Source organism: Patiriisocius marinus (assembly GCF_008974325.1).
GTDB classification, from domain to species: Bacteria; Bacteroidota; Bacteroidia; order Flavobacteriales; family Flavobacteriaceae; genus Patiriisocius; species Patiriisocius marinus.
Window position 1 is genome coordinate 364,666 of sequence record NZ_BKCG01000002.1, and the last position, 16,089, is coordinate 380,754.

Annotated in this window: 13 protein-coding genes and 1 pseudogene; 9 read left to right on the forward strand and 5 right to left on the reverse strand. The window is 33.2% G+C overall.

Going from position 1 to position 16,089, the window contains the following annotated elements; genetic code table 11:
- Positions 1–83: 83 nt before the first annotated feature.
- The 3 genes and pseudogenes from GBH57_RS16210 to GBH57_RS06650 all read left to right on the forward strand — a co-directional run bounded on the left by GBH57_RS16210 (position 84) and on the right by GBH57_RS06650 (position 2,418).
- Entirely contained in the window at positions 84–800 is a 717-nt protein-coding gene (locus GBH57_RS16210; RefSeq protein ID WP_235904658.1) for a hypothetical protein, read from the forward strand.
- Between the two features lie 486 nt (positions 801–1,286).
- A pseudogene (locus tag GBH57_RS16360) lies at positions 1,287–1,766 on the forward strand (OmpA family protein); the annotation flags it as partial.
- 133 nt (positions 1,767–1,899) lie between these two features.
- On the forward strand, positions 1,900–2,418 hold the full coding sequence (locus GBH57_RS06650) for a thioredoxin family protein (protein WP_235904660.1): 519 nt from the start codon (positions 1,900–1,902) through the stop codon (positions 2,416–2,418).
- An 83-nt stretch (positions 2,419–2,501) separates the two neighbouring features.
- On the opposite strand, the gene GBH57_RS06655 is transcribed toward GBH57_RS06650, so the two are convergent.
- Positions 2,502–2,828 (reverse strand): YbaB/EbfC family nucleoid-associated protein, encoded by a 327-nt coding sequence (locus tag GBH57_RS06655; protein WP_151673315.1) that lies wholly within the window; start codon positions 2,826–2,828, stop codon positions 2,502–2,504.
- Between the two features lie 63 nt (positions 2,829–2,891).
- On the opposite strand from GBH57_RS06655, the gene GBH57_RS06660 reads away from it, so the two are divergent.
- The 3 genes from GBH57_RS06660 to capB all read left to right on the forward strand — a co-directional run bounded on the left by GBH57_RS06660 (position 2,892) and on the right by capB (position 7,553).
- Entirely contained in the window at positions 2,892–5,027 is a 2,136-nt protein-coding gene (locus GBH57_RS06660; RefSeq protein WP_151673317.1) for a S9 family peptidase, read from the forward strand.
- A 67-nt stretch (positions 5,028–5,094) separates the two neighbouring features.
- A complete protein-coding gene (gene capA, locus GBH57_RS06665) occupies positions 5,095–6,132 on the forward strand; it encodes a cysteate synthase (protein WP_151673319.1) in 1,038 nt (345 codons plus the stop codon).
- A 161-nt stretch (positions 6,133–6,293) separates the two neighbouring features.
- Positions 6,294–7,553: a cysteate-C-fatty acyltransferase gene (gene capB, locus GBH57_RS06670; protein WP_151673321.1), complete on the forward strand. Its 1,260-nt coding sequence runs from the start codon at positions 6,294–6,296 to the stop codon at positions 7,551–7,553.
- Between the two features lie 56 nt (positions 7,554–7,609).
- On the opposite strand, the gene GBH57_RS06675 is transcribed toward capB, so the two are convergent.
- The gene (locus GBH57_RS06675) at positions 7,610–8,728 is read right to left on the reverse strand and encodes a GTP cyclohydrolase (RefSeq protein ID WP_151673323.1); all 1,119 of its coding nucleotides are present in this window, start codon (positions 8,726–8,728) and stop codon (positions 7,610–7,612) included.
- 25 nt (positions 8,729–8,753) lie between these two features.
- The gene (locus GBH57_RS06680; protein WP_151673325.1) at positions 8,754–9,785 is read right to left on the reverse strand and encodes a transporter; all 1,032 of its coding nucleotides are present in this window, start codon (positions 9,783–9,785) and stop codon (positions 8,754–8,756) included.
- Positions 9,786–9,890: 105 nt separating this feature from the next.
- Here GBH57_RS06680 and GBH57_RS06685 point away from each other — a divergent pair, with 105 nt between their 5' ends.
- The 3 genes from GBH57_RS06685 (at position 9,891) to GBH57_RS06695 (ending at position 13,959) form a co-directional block, all read left to right on the forward strand.
- Entirely contained in the window at positions 9,891–10,148 is a 258-nt protein-coding gene (locus tag GBH57_RS06685; protein WP_151673327.1) for a DUF4834 family protein, read from the forward strand.
- 84 nt (positions 10,149–10,232) lie between these two features.
- On the forward strand, positions 10,233–12,665 hold the full coding sequence (locus GBH57_RS06690) for a hypothetical protein (protein ID WP_151673329.1): 2,433 nt from the start codon (positions 10,233–10,235) through the stop codon (positions 12,663–12,665).
- A gap of 4 nt (positions 12,666–12,669) precedes the next feature.
- Positions 12,670–13,959, forward strand: a complete 1,290-nt coding sequence (locus GBH57_RS06695; protein ID WP_151673331.1) for a glycosyltransferase family 4 protein — start codon at positions 12,670–12,672, stop codon at positions 13,957–13,959.
- 56 nt (positions 13,960–14,015) lie between these two features.
- Here the strand turns inward: GBH57_RS06695 and GBH57_RS06700 are convergent, their stop codons facing one another.
- The gene (locus tag GBH57_RS06700) at positions 14,016–15,209 is read right to left on the reverse strand and encodes a hypothetical protein (protein WP_151673332.1); all 1,194 of its coding nucleotides are present in this window, start codon (positions 15,207–15,209) and stop codon (positions 14,016–14,018) included.
- A gap of 232 nt (positions 15,210–15,441) precedes the next feature.
- Entirely contained in the window at positions 15,442–16,071 is a 630-nt protein-coding gene (locus GBH57_RS06705; protein WP_151673334.1) for a hypothetical protein, read from the reverse strand.
- Between the last annotated feature and the right edge of the window lie 18 nt (positions 16,072–16,089).

The window sequence follows — 16,089 nt, forward strand, 5'->3', positions numbered from 1 at the left end:
TTATTTAAGGCCAAATCTAGTGGCTTTAACATTCTAAATATATACTTTTGTATCGTAATTTAATAACCATTAATTAAACAAACATGAAAAAAACTATTTTATTAGGTTTTGCACTTATGGTCGCTTCAGTGACTTTTGCTCAAGATCTTCCAACTAACCCAGAACCTGGGAAATGTTATGTACGTTGTGTGACACCTGATGTATGGGTTAACCAAGAAGTAACAGTACAAACTGCTCCAGCATACAAAAAGTTAAGTGTAACTCCAGCTACATATACAACTGAAACTATCACTGTAGAATCAAGATCTGCTGCTGAAAACTTAGAAGTTGTTCCAGCGGAATACACTAACGAGTCTTTTACTATTGTTACTAAAGAACCTTCTCAACGTTTAATCGTTGTTCCTTCTGAGCGTAGCACATCAACTGAAACAGTTGTTACTGAAGATGCAAGTTACAGCTTAAGAGTTGTACCTGCAGTTTACGAAAATCAAACTTTTGAGATCGTAACTCAGCCAGCTTACCAGAAAATCGAAACTGTTCCTGCTGTATACGAAACAAGAGATGTTACCATCACAGTTAAAGAGCCTTCTCAACGTTTAGAAGTTATTCCTGCTGAGTTTGGAACTGAAACAGCTTCTTATAAGAAAAGAGAATTTGGATCTTCTATTAGCACAAGTCCAGCAACATTCACAACAGACTACGAAACTGTAGAGGTTAAGCCTGCAACTGCTCGTTGGGAAATGAGTGATACACCTGCTGCAGACTGTCAGTCTAGTGACCCTAACGATTGTCGTTACTAGTGTTACAAAGGAATTCCAGCTGAATACACTACTATTCCAGTACAACGTATTTCATCTCCTGCTTCATTTGTAAAGACTCCAGATTGTGATCCTAACAACAATGGTGGTGAGCCTTGTGGTATGGGTACTTATACAAGAACTGTATTAGTTCGCCCAGCTTCAACAAGAGTAATTGATATTCCTGGTGAAACTACAACTGTACAAACTACTGTTATGGTAACTCCTCCAACAACAAGAGTTATCGATGTACCAGCTGTAACTAAGACTATGACTAAAAGAGTTATGGTTACACCTCCTACAACTGAGCGTATTGAAATTCCTGCTGTAACTTCTACAGTTAAGAAAACGATGTACACTAACGAAACTACTAGAGTTGAAGATATCGCTCCAGTTTCTAAAACTTTCTCTAAGAGAGTTATGTCAACTCCTCCTACAACAAGAGCTGTTGCTATCCCAAGTCAGTCTAAAACTTTAAAAGTTACTAAATTAGTATCTGATGCTTCTGTAACAGAAACTGATATCCAAGGAACTACAAGAACTGTTACTAAAGAAGTATTACAATCAAAAGGTGGACTTACAACTTGGAAAGAAGTTGAATGTGCTTTAGTTGAGTACCAAGCGTTACCTATCAACTGGAACTTAGGTTCTGCAACATTAACTCCTCAAGCTAAAAACATCATTGACACTCGTTTAATGCCTGTATTAGCTAACAACCCAGGAGTTAAATTAGAGATTGCTTCTCATACAGATTCTAGAGGTGGAGCTTCTTCTAACCAAGATCTTTCTGAAAGAAGAGCACAAGCAGTAGCTAAATACTTAGAGACAAAAGGAATCAACAGTAGCTTATTAGTTGCTAATGGTTTTGGTGAGCGTAAATTAACTAACAGATGTAAAGATGGTGTTTCTTGTACTGAGCGTGAGCACTCTGCAAACCGTCGTACTGAGTTTAGATTGATTAACAACTAAGATTTAAGTACATATTCTACTATCTTAATTGATAGTTCATAATAAAAGAGAATTCCCATTTATTTGGGAATTCTTTTTTTTTTTGCCAACTTTGGCATAGATTATGTAAAATCTTCTTTATAAAAATGTAACAATGAAAAAGATCTTTTTATTTTTTATGATGGTCAGTGCAATGAGTATTTCTGCACAACAAGTTAATTTTAATGAGCAGGTTGACGACATGGAAGAAACTTCAAGTACTGAAGAAACTGTGTCTGTTTCTAAATTACATTGGTTAACTAATTTAGAAGAAGCAAAAAAACAAGCTAATAAAGAGAATAAGAATATAATATTATTTTTTACTGGAAGTGATTGGTGCGCACCTTGTATTGCACTTAAAGACGATTATTTTAATACTCCAGCATTTGAAGATAATGCTGATAAGTTCGTATTGCTTTTAATAGATTATCCTAGAAGAAAGGATATCATTTCTCCAGAACAAATGAAATACAACCGAACTATAATTGATAAATATAATAAAAGTAAATCTTTTCCAAAAGTTGTTATGGTGAGTAAAGGTGGAAGAGAATTAGGGAAAATATCAGGATATAGTTCTTTTAATTCATATAAAGATATCTCACATCATGAAAAATTTATAAATAAGTATTTATAGAATACTATTATAATTTTATTAAAAAAAGCCTGAAGATACACTTCAGGCTTTTTTTAATAAAATTATTTAATAAACTGCATTTACTATTTAAACATTCCGTCCATTCCAGGTATATTAGGCATTCCTTCTTTAGCGACAGCTGCAAGTTCAGTATCATTAATCTCAGTTGCTTTTGCAATAGCTTTATTTAAAGTTAGTATTAAATAATCTTCAAGCATTTCTTTGTCTTCTAATAAACTGTCATCTAGTGAAATAGACTTAATATTTCTGTTGGCTGTAAGTGTTACTGATAATAATCCATCAGCACTTTTTTCGTCAACTAAAACAGTGTCTAAACGAATCTTAGTAGCTTCAACTTTTTCTTGGGTCTCTTTGATTTTACCCATCATACCCATAATATCTCCAAACATAATTTATAGTTTTTAATTCATTACAAATTTAGTACTTTGTATTGTCATTTTTAATCAATTTTTATGAACTATTTACACTCCTTAGGACTTGCATCACTTATTTTTGCAACCGCTTGTGAAACTAAACAAAAGAAAACCCCTTCCATGGATATAATGCCTCCTAAAGTAGAAAAGATAGCAAAGAACCTTGAAATGCACGATGATGTTCGCGATGATAGTTACTATTGGTTAAATGATCGAGAAAACCCTGAAGTTATTGATTACCTAGAACGTGAAAACGATTACTACGAAAAAATGACTGCCCATACAAAAGGATTTCAAGATGATTTGTTTGAAGAAATGAAAAGTAGGATAAAAGAAGATGACGAATCTGTTCCTTATAAGCTTAATGGCTATTATTATATAACGCGTTTTGAAACTGGAAAAGATTATCCAATTTATACCCGTAAAAAAGATAGTTTAGAAGCTGAAGAAGAAATTATGTTTGATGCAAATGAACTTGCTGAAGGTCATTCTTATTTCAATTTAAATTCCATTAGTGTTAGTCCGGATAATACCTTGGCAACTTTTGGGATTGATACTGTAAGTAGACGTAAATATACTATCTACATTAAAAACTTAATTACTGGTGAAATTTTAAAGGAAAAGATCCCTCTTACAACTGGTGGTGCTACTTGGGCGAGTGATAATAAAACTATATTTTACACTCGTAAAGATGAGCAAACACTTCGTTCAAATGAAATTTACAGACATACATTAGGGGAAAATCCTGATAGTGATGTGAAAATATTTACAGAAGAAGATGAAACATTTGGGACTTATGTCTATAAAACAAAATCTAAAAAATTTATCGTAATTGGTTCATACAGTACTCTAACATCAGAATATCAAATTTTATCTGCTGATACTCCAAAAGGAGAATTTAAAGTATTTCAACCTCGAACCAGAGGTTTAGAATATGATATTGCTCATTATGGTGATGATTTCTATATCGTTACTAATAAAGACAAGGCAACGAATTTCAAATTAATGAAAACACCTGATAATAAAACAGGTATGGAGAATTGGAAAGATGTAATACCGCACAGAAAAGATGTTTTTCTAGAAGATATAGAAATTTTTAAAGATTACTTAGTTGTTAGTGAACGTTCAAATGGTCTAAATAAAATTAATATAAAGCGTTGGGATAATACTGCAGATTACTATTTGCCTTTTGATAACGAAACCTACACAGCAGGAGCTAGTACAAATCCCGATTTTGATAGCGAAGTATTGCGTTATGGTTATTCATCATTAACAACACCATCTTCAACTATCGATTTCAATATGAGAACTAAAGAAAAAACTGTCTTGAAAGAAACAGAAGTTCTAGGTGGAAAATTTGACAAATCAAATTATGAATCTAAGCGCGTTTGGGCAACTGCAGAGGATGGGACTAAAATTCCAGTTTCTATGGTTTATAAAAAAGGTATGAAGAATAATGGAGAAAATCCATTATTACTTTATGCGTATGGTTCATACGGTGCTACTATAGATCCATATTTCTCGAGTGTAAGATTAAGTTTATTGGATCGTGGTTTTATATATGCAATAGCACATATTCGTGGAGGTCAATATTTAGGTAGAGATTGGTACGAAGATGGAAAATTACTCAATAAGAAAAATACTTTTACTGATTTTGTAGATGCTTCGAAGTTTATGATTTCAGAAGGATATACTTCTAACAAGCATTTATATGCTCAGGGTGGATCTGCAGGTGGTTTATTAATGGGAGCGGTTGTAAATTTAGCTCCAGAATTATATAATGGAGTTATTGCTGCAGTGCCTTTTGTAGATGTTGTCACAACTATGCTAGATGATACTATCCCTTTAACAACTGGAGAGTATGATGAGTGGGGTAATCCTAATGATCCTGATTATTATAACTATATGAAATCATATTCGCCCTACGATAATGTAGAAGCTAAGGCATACCCAAATATGTTTGTTACCACTGGACTTCACGATAGTCAAGTACAATACTGGGAACCTGCAAAATGGGTTGCTAAATTACGCGAAATGAAGACAGATAATAATGTATTATTTATGGATACAAATATGGAAGCTGGCCACGGAGGTGCATCTGGGAGATTTGAGGCATTGAAAGAAGTTGCTAAAAATTATGCATTTATATTTGATTTAGAGGGTATTACAAAATAAAATTAAAATTGATTATCTTTGCACCGTTTTAAAAATCATTTTTTCGATTTTTACCTAACACTCCTCTATGAAGAAAAACATACAAGCACATAGCTCAGTACTTGAATTAATAGGAAATACTCCTTTAATTGAGTTACAAAAAATAACTAAGGGAATGAAAGGTTCATTCTACGCTAAAGTAGAAGCTTTTAACCCAGGACACTCCTCTAAAGATAGGATTGCACTTTATATATTAGAACAAGCAGAAAAAAAAGGAATCCTTAAGCCCGGCGATACAATTATTGAAACTACAAGTGGAAATACTGGATTCAGTATAGCTATGGTTAGTATCATTAAAGGGTATAAATGTATTTTAGCTGTAAGTTCAAAATCTTCAAAAGACAAAATAGATATGCTGCGAACAATGGGAGCAGAAGTGTATGTTTGTCCTGCTCACGTACCAGCAGATGATTCAAGGTCATATTATGAAGTAGCTAAAAGATTACATCAAGAAACTAAAGGGTCTGTTTATATTAACCAATATTTTAATGAGCTTAATATAGAAGCACATTATCATACTACTGGAAAAGAAATTTGGGAACAAACAAATGGGCAGATTACACATTTAGTTGCTTGTAGTGGTACTGGTGGAACAATTTCTGGAATAGGAAGATATTTGAAAGAGCAAAATCCAGAAGTGAAAATTTTAGGAATTGATGCCTATGGATCAGTTCTTCAGAAATTTCACGAAACTAAGGAATTTGATAAAGATGAAATTTACCCTTACAGGATAGAAGGTCTAGGAAAAAACTTGATCCCATCAGCGACTGATTTTGATGTAATTGATAGTTTTACGAAAGTTACTGATGAAAATAGTGCACACACTGCAAGAGAAATAGCTAAAACAGAAGGACTTTTTGTAGGGTACACTAGTGGAGCTGCAATGCAAGGTATTAAGCAGATGAGCGAAGAAGGTGTTTTTGACAAAGATAGTATAGTAGTTGTAATTTTTCCAGATCACGGTTCACGATATATGAGTAAAATATATAGTGATGAGTGGATGAGTCAACAAGGTTTCTTTGATTCTGTGAATCAAGAAAGCAACGCTATTTCATATATAAAATAAAAAGAACAATTGACAAATGCTTAAAATTTCCGAAGTTAAACGCTTCGGAAATTTTCTGTTTATTACCTGTTTGTAAATGAATGTTTACAAATCATTAAAAACTATGCAATAAGGAGAAAATTCGCTAATTTTGCGGCTTACTCTGAAACAAAACTTAATAGATGAAAGATTTATTTGATAAGATTTATAAAGATAAGGGACCATTAGGAAAATGGGCGGAAGTAGCTGAAGGATATTTTGTGTTTCCTAAGCTTGAAGGTCCTATCTCTAATCGTATGAAATTCAATGGTAAAGAGGTAATCACTTGGAGTGTAAATGATTACTTAGGGCTTGCGAATAATCCTGAAGTTCGTAAAGTTGATGCAGAAGCAGCAGCAGCATACGGATCTGCTTACCCGATGGGAGCAAGAATGATGAGTGGTCACACAGATCTTCACGAACAATTACAAAACGAATTAGCAGCCTTTGTAAATAAAGAAGCAGCATATTTATTGAACTTTGGGTACCAAGGTATGGTATCTACTATTGATGCATTGGTGTCAAAAGATGATGTAATTGTTTATGATGTTGACGCTCACGCTTGTATTATAGATGGTGTTAGGTTGCACATGGGGCAACGTTTTACATACAAGCATAACGATATGGAAAGTATCGAAAAAAACCTTACTCGTGCAACTAAAATGGCAGAGAAAACAGGTGGAGGAATCTTATTGATTTCGGAAGGTGTTTTTGGAATGCGTGGTGAACAAGGAAGGTTAAAAGAAATTGTTGCTCTTAAGAAAAAATTTAATTTTAGGTTATTTGTTGATGATGCACACGGTTTTGGTACTTTAGGTAAAACTGGTGCTGGTGCAGGTGAGGAGCAAGGAGTGCAGGATGATATAGATGTGTACTTTGCAACGTTTGCTAAGTCTATGGCAAGCACAGGAGCTTTTATAGCAGGTGATGAGGAGATTATGAATTACTTAAAGTATAATCTTAGATCTCAAATGTTTGCTAAATCATTACAGATGCAACTTGTTGTAGGAGCATTAAAACGTTTAGATATGATGCGTTCAAGTACTGAGTTTAAAGATAAACTTTGGGAAAATGTACGAGCTTTACAAGGCGGTTTAAGAGAGCGTGGCTTTGATTTAGGAACGACACAAAGTTGTGTGACTCCAGTATACTTAAAAGGATCTGTACCTGAGGCTATGGCTTTAGTTAAAGATTTACGTGAAAACTATGGGGTGTTTACTTCTATTGTAGTTTATCCAGTAATTCCTAAAGGTTTAATTTTATTACGTATGATTCCAACAGCAACTCATACTATGGAAGATATTAATACTACATTAGAAGCATTCTCAGGTATTAGAGAACGTTTAGAAAATGGTACTTATAAAAGACTATCAGCTTCAGTAGCTGCGGCTTTTGGTGAATAAATTTCTACGTTTTAAATATTACATAAAAAAGCCCTCATTTGAGGGCTTTTTTATGTTTACAAATCTTTTCTAAAGGTAGATCTTTCTTTATGTTGTTTTGGTTCGTAATCCTTCCAAAGTAACTGTACCGCTGTGTTCTCTTGTAGTTCTGGATTAGTTTCTACTTTATCAATCCCTTTACTATTAAAAAGGTATTGCATTTCTTCAAAGATAATTGCTGTGACTCCTTTTCCTTGATATTCTGGGTCAATACCAATTAAATAAAATGCTGCACGATCATTTTTTCGTTGTGCTTGCCATAAATGGTACCAACCAAAAGGGAACATACTTCCTTTCGCTTTTTTTAATGCTTCGCTAAATGAAGGCATAACAATTGAAAAAGCTATCAAATTATTATCCTTATCTTGAATACAAGTAATATAATCTGGATGTATAAATTTGAAATACTTTTCTTTATAGTAATCTATTTGATATTGTTGTATTGGTACAAATGTTTGTAAAGTGTTATAGGTCTTATTCAATAATTCGAACATTGTATCCACATAGGGGATAATTTCTTTCTTATTGTTAAATGGAATAACTGATAAGCCATACCGTTTCTTTACAATTCCTGAAAATTTCGCTACTTTTTCTTTTATAGTAGGAGGAATGCTTAGTTTATATTCAACCCAGGTAGCTTGTTTTTCGAAACCAAGTTTTTCAAAATGCTCTGCATAGTAGGGATATTGATACCAAGTTATCATAGTATTCAATTCTTCAAAACCTTTTGTAAGTATACCAGCTTTTTCCATGTTACTAAAACCAACAGGACCTTCAACATATTCAAGATTTTGAGCATTTCCTATCTCATACGCTTTGGCTAATAATGCTTGAGTTACGTCAAGGTCATCTATCATGTCTAACCAACCAAAACGTACCTTTTTCTTGCCAATATTATTTACCTCTAAATGGTTTACAATAACCGCAATACGGCCTACAATTTCGCCGTCTTTATACGCAAGATAATACCAAGCATCAGCATTTTTAAACACAGGGTTTATATCCTTGTCAAGTGTTTCTAACTCTTCGTTAGTTAATGGGGCTACCCAATATGGGCAGTTTTTGTAAAGTTTAAAAGGGAACTTTACAAATTGCTTTAACTCACTTTTTGATGTAATTTCTTTTACTGTAATCATATAGTACTTTCAAACTTCAGTTTTATTATTTTTTACCACCGTCATCATCATCTTCTCCTTCAAAACCATCTTTACGTCTTTTCTCTTTTTTCTTCTTTTCTTTTACTTCGTCTTTCTTTCCTTTCTTTTTATTTTTTTCAGCGCGACGTATTTCTCTTCCGGCTTTTCCTTTTTCTTCTAAAAATTCATCTTCTCCGTGAAAATCTAATCTATATGAAACACCTACACGTACGTATGCTCTACTTGGCGTATCTTTTAAACTATAAAGTCCAGAAACATCTACTTGAAAATCTTTAGATACTAAAGCAGCAACCCCACCTCGTAGTAACTGATCTGCGTAAAAATCACTTTTAAATCCTTGGTTTTCAACAAAAATAGAAAACCAGTCTGTTAGTGTATGAGTTAATGTTAGTATGTAACCGTAAGTGGGAGTAGGTGTTGACACACGGTCTGCTATAATATTCGTTACAAATACAAAACCACCTTTAAAGTTGTTTTGGGTTGCAAGCACAATTTTAGGGCTAATTGTAAGTTCGTCCTCTGGAGTGAATGGGTTGTCATCAAAATCAAAATTTGCTCCAGCATATATTGAAACAGCAGGTATCAAATCTCTCCATTGAAAACTATTGTTCGCTTTCCAGCTATACAAATTTGGACCTTGTAAATCTCTTTTTCTATATGGGTCATAAACAAGGTATTTAGCACCTAGCGTATTACTTCTAAAATTACTTTCTTTATAATCTATGGGTATTGCTCCACGATTATCAGTAACACTATTACTTTGATATTCACCAATCAAACTAACCTCTAGTTCCTCACGCCAAAAACCATATCTCACAGCATAATCAATTGCAAAGGCAGAAGTTTCAGTTTCAAGTAAGCGATGTTCTTCACTACCTAAGCCAAAACCACCTTCAAATTGTAAAACATTTGTACCTACCGAAAAAGCACCTTGCGATCCTCCAGGTCTATTATTGTTGATAGTTTCGGTGTATTGTGCAGTAGCAATAGCGGTGCACAAAAGTAATAATAGAGATAGAAGGTTGTTAGTTTTCATAAAAAACGGTTTAATTCAAAGATATAAGATTTATCATTTATTTAATAACAGGTTTCACGGTTTTTACAAGCTACTTTGTATTTTTGAAAACTTATATTCAATACCATGGCATTTATCAAAACGATTTTAATCATACTCCTTATATATTTTGGCTTAAAATTTCTTCTGAAACTTGCCTCACCTTATATAATGCGCTACATTCAAAAGAAAGCAGGACAAAAGTTTGAAGATATGTTTAGCCACATGCAAGGGGCACAACCTCAGCAAAAAAAAGAAGGTGAAATAACAATAGATAAAATACCTAAACAGAAATCAGGTTCAAAACCAGTTGGTGAGTATGTCGATTTTGAAGAAATAGACTAGTAAATCACTTATTATTCTAAACAACCACGTGGTCTCTTATATTTTTTATAATTTTCAACGATAAATAATCTTTTGATTTTTCTTATGAAAAAATATTTAGGCGCGTTTGTGCCGCATCTTATTTGTATGCTATTATTTGTAATAGTTTCTTTAGCATATTTTAGCCCAGTACTTAGTGGTAAAACTATTTTTCAAAGTGATATCGCTCAGCATAATGGAATGGCGAAAGAACTTCGTGATTTTAGAGCAGCTACAGGTGAAGAAACTTACTGGACTGATAGTGCTTTTGGAGGAATGCCAACTTATCAATTAGGTGCACAATATCCGCATAATTATATTAAAAAATTAGACGCAACACTTCGGTTTTTACCACGTCCAGCCGATTATCTTTTTCTATATTTTATAGGAATGTATATTCTGTTTCTTGTTCTGAAACTTGACTACAAACTCGCGTTTTTAGGTGCTTTGGCTTTTGGTTTTTCTACCTATCTAATTATCATACTGGGAGTAGGTCACAATGCTAAAGCACACGCTATTGCATATATGCCACTAGTTTTAAGCGGAATAATTCTAACATTTAGAGGTAAGTTTTTATGGGGAATGGTTCTTACCGCCATTGCGATGGGACTCGAATTATCTGCAAACCATTTTCAGATGACTTACTATCTTTTATTGCTTGTTGTATGTGTAGGGATTGCCTATTTAGTTGATGCCTTTAAAAAGAATTTGCTTCCTCATTATTTTAAAGCAATAGGAGTAATGGTGATTGCCGTATTAATTGCTTTAGGTTTGAATGCTACTAACTTAATGGCTACTAAAGAATATGCCGATACTTCAACGAGAGGCGAAAGTGAATTGACGATAAACCCAGATGGAACTCCAAAAGTGAAAACTGAGGGATTAGATTATGATTATATAACGACATATAGTTACGGTCAACTAGAAACTTTAAACTTGTTTATTCCTCGTTTTTTAGGAGGTGGGTCAAGTGAAGAGTTTCCTGAAGATTCTGCTACTGAAAATGTTTTATTACAAATGGGGGCAACCCCACAGCAAGCGGTTGAAACTTTAGGTCAAATTCCTTTATATTGGGGAGATCAACCTATTGTTGCTGCCCCTGCTTATATAGGTGCTGTAATAATATTTTTAGCAGTATTAGCATTATTTTTAGTTAGAGGAAGATTAAAATGGTGGGTACTTTCGGCTTTCTTATTAAGCCTGTTTCTTTCTTGGGGTAGAAACCTCGAATTTTTAACTGAAATTTTCATCGATTATGTTCCGTTATATAATAAGTTTAGAGCGGTCTCTTCAATTCAAGTTATTATTGAATTAGTGCTTCCTATTCTAGCTATTGTAGGACTACAGCAATTTTTTAATGAATTTGTTTCAGAAGAAAAAAGAAAGAAAGCATTGATGTATGCTACAGGAATTGTTGGTGGTTTTTGTGTACTTGTAATACTATTTAAAAGTACTTTGTTTGATTTTGTTAGTCCTTATGATGGAGATATTATTGAAGCAATGGGAGCTCCTTTTATTGATGCAGTTAGAGAAGATCGAATGGCTGTAATGCAAAGTGATAGCATTAGAAGTTTAATACTTGTATTATTAACTGCAGGAGCATTATGGGTTTATAGTATTAAAAAAATAAAAATGCTTCCAGCTGTTGGTGTTTTAATTGTGATTATTTTATTTGATTTAGTAGGTGTTGACAAACGTTATGTTACTAATGACGATTTTGTAAACAAACGCGTTATGGAGCAACCGTTCCCAAGAAATCCTTCAGATGATCAAATTTTAAAAGATAAAGGTCGCTATAGAGTTTATGACGCAGCTAATAATGCATTTAATAGTGCGCAAACAAGTTATTACCATAGTTCATTAGGTGGGTATCACGCTGCTAAGCCTGGCAGAATGCAAGATTTAGCTGATTTTTATATCAATCAAGGTGACATAGGAGTTTTGAATATGATGAATGTGAGGTACATTACCTTACGTGGTAAAAACGGAGGGATTGTAGCACAACGCAATCCATATGCAAATGGAAATGCTTGGTTTGTAGAAAATGTAATTATTGCTCAAGATGCAAATCAAGAAATACTGCAACTAGACAGTCTTGATACTAAAAAGACAGTGGTAATAAATGCGAGTTTTACAGATGAATTACCACTAGATAATATTCAACGAGATAGCACAGCTACTATTGAATTAGTAAAAAATACTCCTAATCATTTAGTATATGAAGCTGCTACAAAATCACCTCAATTAGCAGTCTTTTCTGAAGTGTATTATCCAAAAGGATGGAACGCATATATTGACGGAGAGAAAGCTACTTATATTAGAGCAGATTACTTACTGAGAGCTATGACAGTTCCAGAAGGATTTTCTAAAATTGAATTCAAGTTTGAGCCTTTAGTTATCAAAACAGGAAGTGCAATAGCTTTGGGAAGTAGCATAGTGTTATTACTATTAGTTCTTGGTGTAATTGGTTTTAGAATGAAGAAAAAAGGAGAGGCCTAATCGTATGAAAAAGGTACTCATCATTTGTTATTATTGGCCACCTGCAGGAGGGCCAGGGGTACAGCGATGGTTAAAGTTTGTTACGTATCTTAATAAGTTTGGAATCGAACCTACTGTGTATATTCCAGAAAACCCTAACTATCCTATTATTGATGAGGATTTAGTGAATGAAGTTCCAAAAGATATTACAGTTTTAAAATTTCCTATTAAAGAACCTTACAGCGCAGCAAAATTTATATCAAAGAAGAAAACTAAAACAATAAGTAAAGGTATTATTGATGCAAAAAATAAAAGTATTATAAACTCATTATTACTTTTTGTGAGAGGGAATTTTTTTATTCCAGATGCTAGAGTTGCTTGGGTTAAACCTTCAGTTACATATTTAGAAAATTATCTAAAAGATAACCCTCAGGATGCAATTATCACAACTGGACCACCACATAGTTTACATTTAATTGGACAAAAATTACAAAAAACTATTGGCGTTAAATGGATAGCAGATTTTAGAGATCCTTGGACAACAATTCATTATCATAAATCACTTCAATTGTTGAAAATTTCGGCTAATAAACACAAACGTTTAGAGCGAGAGGTATTGAATTCCGCAGATCATATTATAGTAACTAGTCCTACAACTAAGAGGGAGTTTAAACAAATAACAACTAAACCTATAAGTGTCATTACAAATGGTTTTGAGCCAGATAATATTAAGCAACAAATCTTAAGTTCTAAATTTACATTAGCTCATATTGGTTCATTACTTACAGAGCGAAATCCTATTAATTTATGGAGGGTTTTAGCTGAAATGTGCCAAGAGGATAAATGTTTTGCAACCGATCTTCAACTTATTTTTGCAGGTGCTATAAGTGAAGAAGTTGTAAATTCTATAAAGGAATACGGCTTAAGTACTAGAGCGGTGTATAAAGGCTATGTGTCACACACTGAAGCGAAAATATTTCAGAGAACATCGCAAGTTTTATTATTGTTAGAAATTGATAGCCCAGAAACGAAAGCTATTATACCAGGAAAGTTATTCGAATACTTACAAGCGAATAGACCTATTGTAGCATTAGGACCAAAGGGAAGTGATATAAATAATATATTAAAAACTACAAATACTGGAGTTTTTATCTCAAGTAATGAAGAAGAAAATATTAAAGCTATAATTACCAAACATTACAAAGCTTATAAAGCAGATAATCTTGTTTTAAATAACACTAATATTTCGGCTTATACTCGTGAAACTTTAACCGAAAATTTGGCTAAGTTGATTAACGATGTAACTTTAAAATAGAAACCCCCATCAAACATAAATGCTTGAAAGGGGTTTAAAAACCAACCAAAAAAATATTATAGACTTCTACCTCTTCTAGGTGTAGCCGTTTTACTATTACTTCTACTTGTTGAAGTTGAACGAGTAGACCTTGCTGTACTAGAATTTCTATTTGAACTACTTGTAGTTCTTGTAGAACGTTTAGGTGTAGTAGTTTTAGGTCTAGAAGTACTAGTTGTACGTTGTTTTGCTACTCTAGGTGTATTATTTGATGCAACAGTACGCTGTGTATTATTTCTACTTCTATCAACTTTATTAGTTGAAGGACGGGTAGTAGTACCTCTATCACTTCTAATTGTCGATGGACGTGTAGTAGTAGCACGAATGTTTCTTGCTACAGTACCACGAGAGTTTACACGAGTAGTGTTTTCTTGACGATTTACACTTCTTGAACTGTTTCTTGATGTTGTAGCTCTTGCGTTGTTTCTACTATTTGTATTTGCAACAGCAGTATTAGTTCTACGACCGTGACTATTAACCATTGTGTTTGTTCTTCCTTCTCTATAATTTCTGTTTACTGCCGTACGTCCATTTTGATAATGAACTCTACTTCCTGGACGATAAAAATCTCTTCGTGAATTATGATATGGTGTTACGTTTCTATTGTTATAGTAGCCTACGTGATGGTAATAGCTATATCTAAGTGGTGTATAATAACGACGGTAAGGTACATCCCAAACTATACAGTTACTGTATATAGGGCGAATATAAAATGAATGCCAAGGACGGAATACATAAATTCTGTTGTAAGGATTAATGTATCCAGTTGTATAATCATAATACCCATAACTATTATAGTTAATATGTAATCCGCCTACACGAACTATACGTCTATTTCTATATGAAATATCCACATTTCCAGCTTGTGAGATACGACCATATTCATCGTAATAAACTTCTACATCTTCAACTTGAATAATTGCGCCATAGTCGTCATATTGAACATATGCTTCATAATCGTGACCACCATTGAAACTTAAATTTACATTAGGAGTTGAGATAATAACTTCAGTTCCGTTTTGAGGTCCAACATAAACAAAATCAAATTGTCCGTCTGGGAAAACTGAAAATTCAACACTTCCTTCTACAAATATGTAAGCTTTACCATCATAATTATTATAAGAATTATTTTCTGGTGTGTTAGTTGTTTTTGCGTTAGCTGAAATTCCTATTGCAAGGAAAAAGAACAGCATTGTTTTGAAGTTTTTCATAACATAAAGTTTAGATGTACTTGCTAAATGACTTGAATGAGCGTTGTACGTTTAATGATTTGCATAGACCGTGCCAAAAACTTAAAACCCCTATTTACAAGGGGTTTTGTGGATTTATTAATGTTGGAGTGAAGTGTATGACTTCGGAAATATTCGAAATTTATTAAAAGATAAAACCCGTTGATATCAAGTGATATTAACGGGTTCTAAAAACTAACCAACCAAAAAATTATTAACTTCTTTTATTCTTTATTTTATCTCTACGACCTTTAAGTCTATTGTTTCTATCATCTGCTTTTCCGTTGTGTTGTTTCCGATGATTAACATTATTTAAATCACAACCATCGTGCCAAAAATTATTATATGTATTAATAAATCCAAAAGTATCACGGATATCTCCAAACCTATTATATGTAATATCTAATCCGCCAACTTTTATTAGACGCCCTTTGTGATATCTCAACTTTACATTCCCTATAGATCGTACTTTTCCATTTTTCTTATAATTAATAGGAGTACGGTTTATTTGTGTGATATTTCCGTAGAAATCACGTTTAATGTATTCCCTTTGATAATTTGAAATATAACGACCAGAGCTTCTTGCTTGTGGATAGTTACCGATATGATTGTTATTTCTGGTACGATAATTTCTATGTTGTTTTTGATTTAAGACATTAAAATTAAATTGACCGTTTGTTGATACCGTAAAAATGATATCATTCTCTACAAATGAGATATTCTGAGCATTGTTATAGCGTTTGTGTTTTCCCGGAGTTGACGCTACATTTTCTTGGTGGTTTGTAATTGCCTGCGCAGAAATTCCAATTAGGAACAAACCTGCTAGTAAAATCACTTTTTTCATATGTATTGATTTTTGGGT

What these genes read in the sequence shown, in the direction of transcription:
- GBH57_RS16210 (WP_235904658.1), top strand. Translation starts at nt 84, where the DNA reads ATGAAAAAAACTATTTTATTAGGTTTTGCACTTATGGTCGCTTCAGTG.
- GBH57_RS06650 (WP_235904660.1), top strand. Translation starts at nt 1,900, where the DNA reads ATGAAAAAGATCTTTTTATTTTTTATGATGGTCAGTGCAATGAGTATT.
- GBH57_RS06655 (WP_151673315.1), bottom strand. Translation starts at nt 2,828, where the DNA reads ATGTTTGGAGATATTATGGGTATGATGGGTAAAATCAAAGAGACCCAA.
- GBH57_RS06660 (WP_151673317.1), top strand. Translation starts at nt 2,892, where the DNA reads ATGAACTATTTACACTCCTTAGGACTTGCATCACTTATTTTTGCAACC.
- capA (WP_151673319.1), top strand. Translation starts at nt 5,095, where the DNA reads ATGAAGAAAAACATACAAGCACATAGCTCAGTACTTGAATTAATAGGA.
- capB (WP_151673321.1), top strand. Translation starts at nt 6,294, where the DNA reads ATGAAAGATTTATTTGATAAGATTTATAAAGATAAGGGACCATTAGGA.
- GBH57_RS06675 (WP_151673323.1), bottom strand. Translation starts at nt 8,728, where the DNA reads ATGATTACAGTAAAAGAAATTACATCAAAAAGTGAGTTAAAGCAATTT.
- GBH57_RS06680 (WP_151673325.1), bottom strand. Translation starts at nt 9,785, where the DNA reads ATGAAAACTAACAACCTTCTATCTCTATTATTACTTTTGTGCACCGCT.
- GBH57_RS06685 (WP_151673327.1), top strand. Translation starts at nt 9,891, where the DNA reads ATGGCATTTATCAAAACGATTTTAATCATACTCCTTATATATTTTGGC.
- GBH57_RS06690 (WP_151673329.1), top strand. Translation starts at nt 10,233, where the DNA reads ATGAAAAAATATTTAGGCGCGTTTGTGCCGCATCTTATTTGTATGCTA.
- GBH57_RS06695 (WP_151673331.1), top strand. Translation starts at nt 12,670, where the DNA reads ATGAAAAAGGTACTCATCATTTGTTATTATTGGCCACCTGCAGGAGGG.
- GBH57_RS06700 (WP_151673332.1), bottom strand. Translation starts at nt 15,209, where the DNA reads ATGAAAAACTTCAAAACAATGCTGTTCTTTTTCCTTGCAATAGGAATT.
- GBH57_RS06705 (WP_151673334.1), bottom strand. Translation starts at nt 16,071, where the DNA reads ATGAAAAAAGTGATTTTACTAGCAGGTTTGTTCCTAATTGGAATTTCT.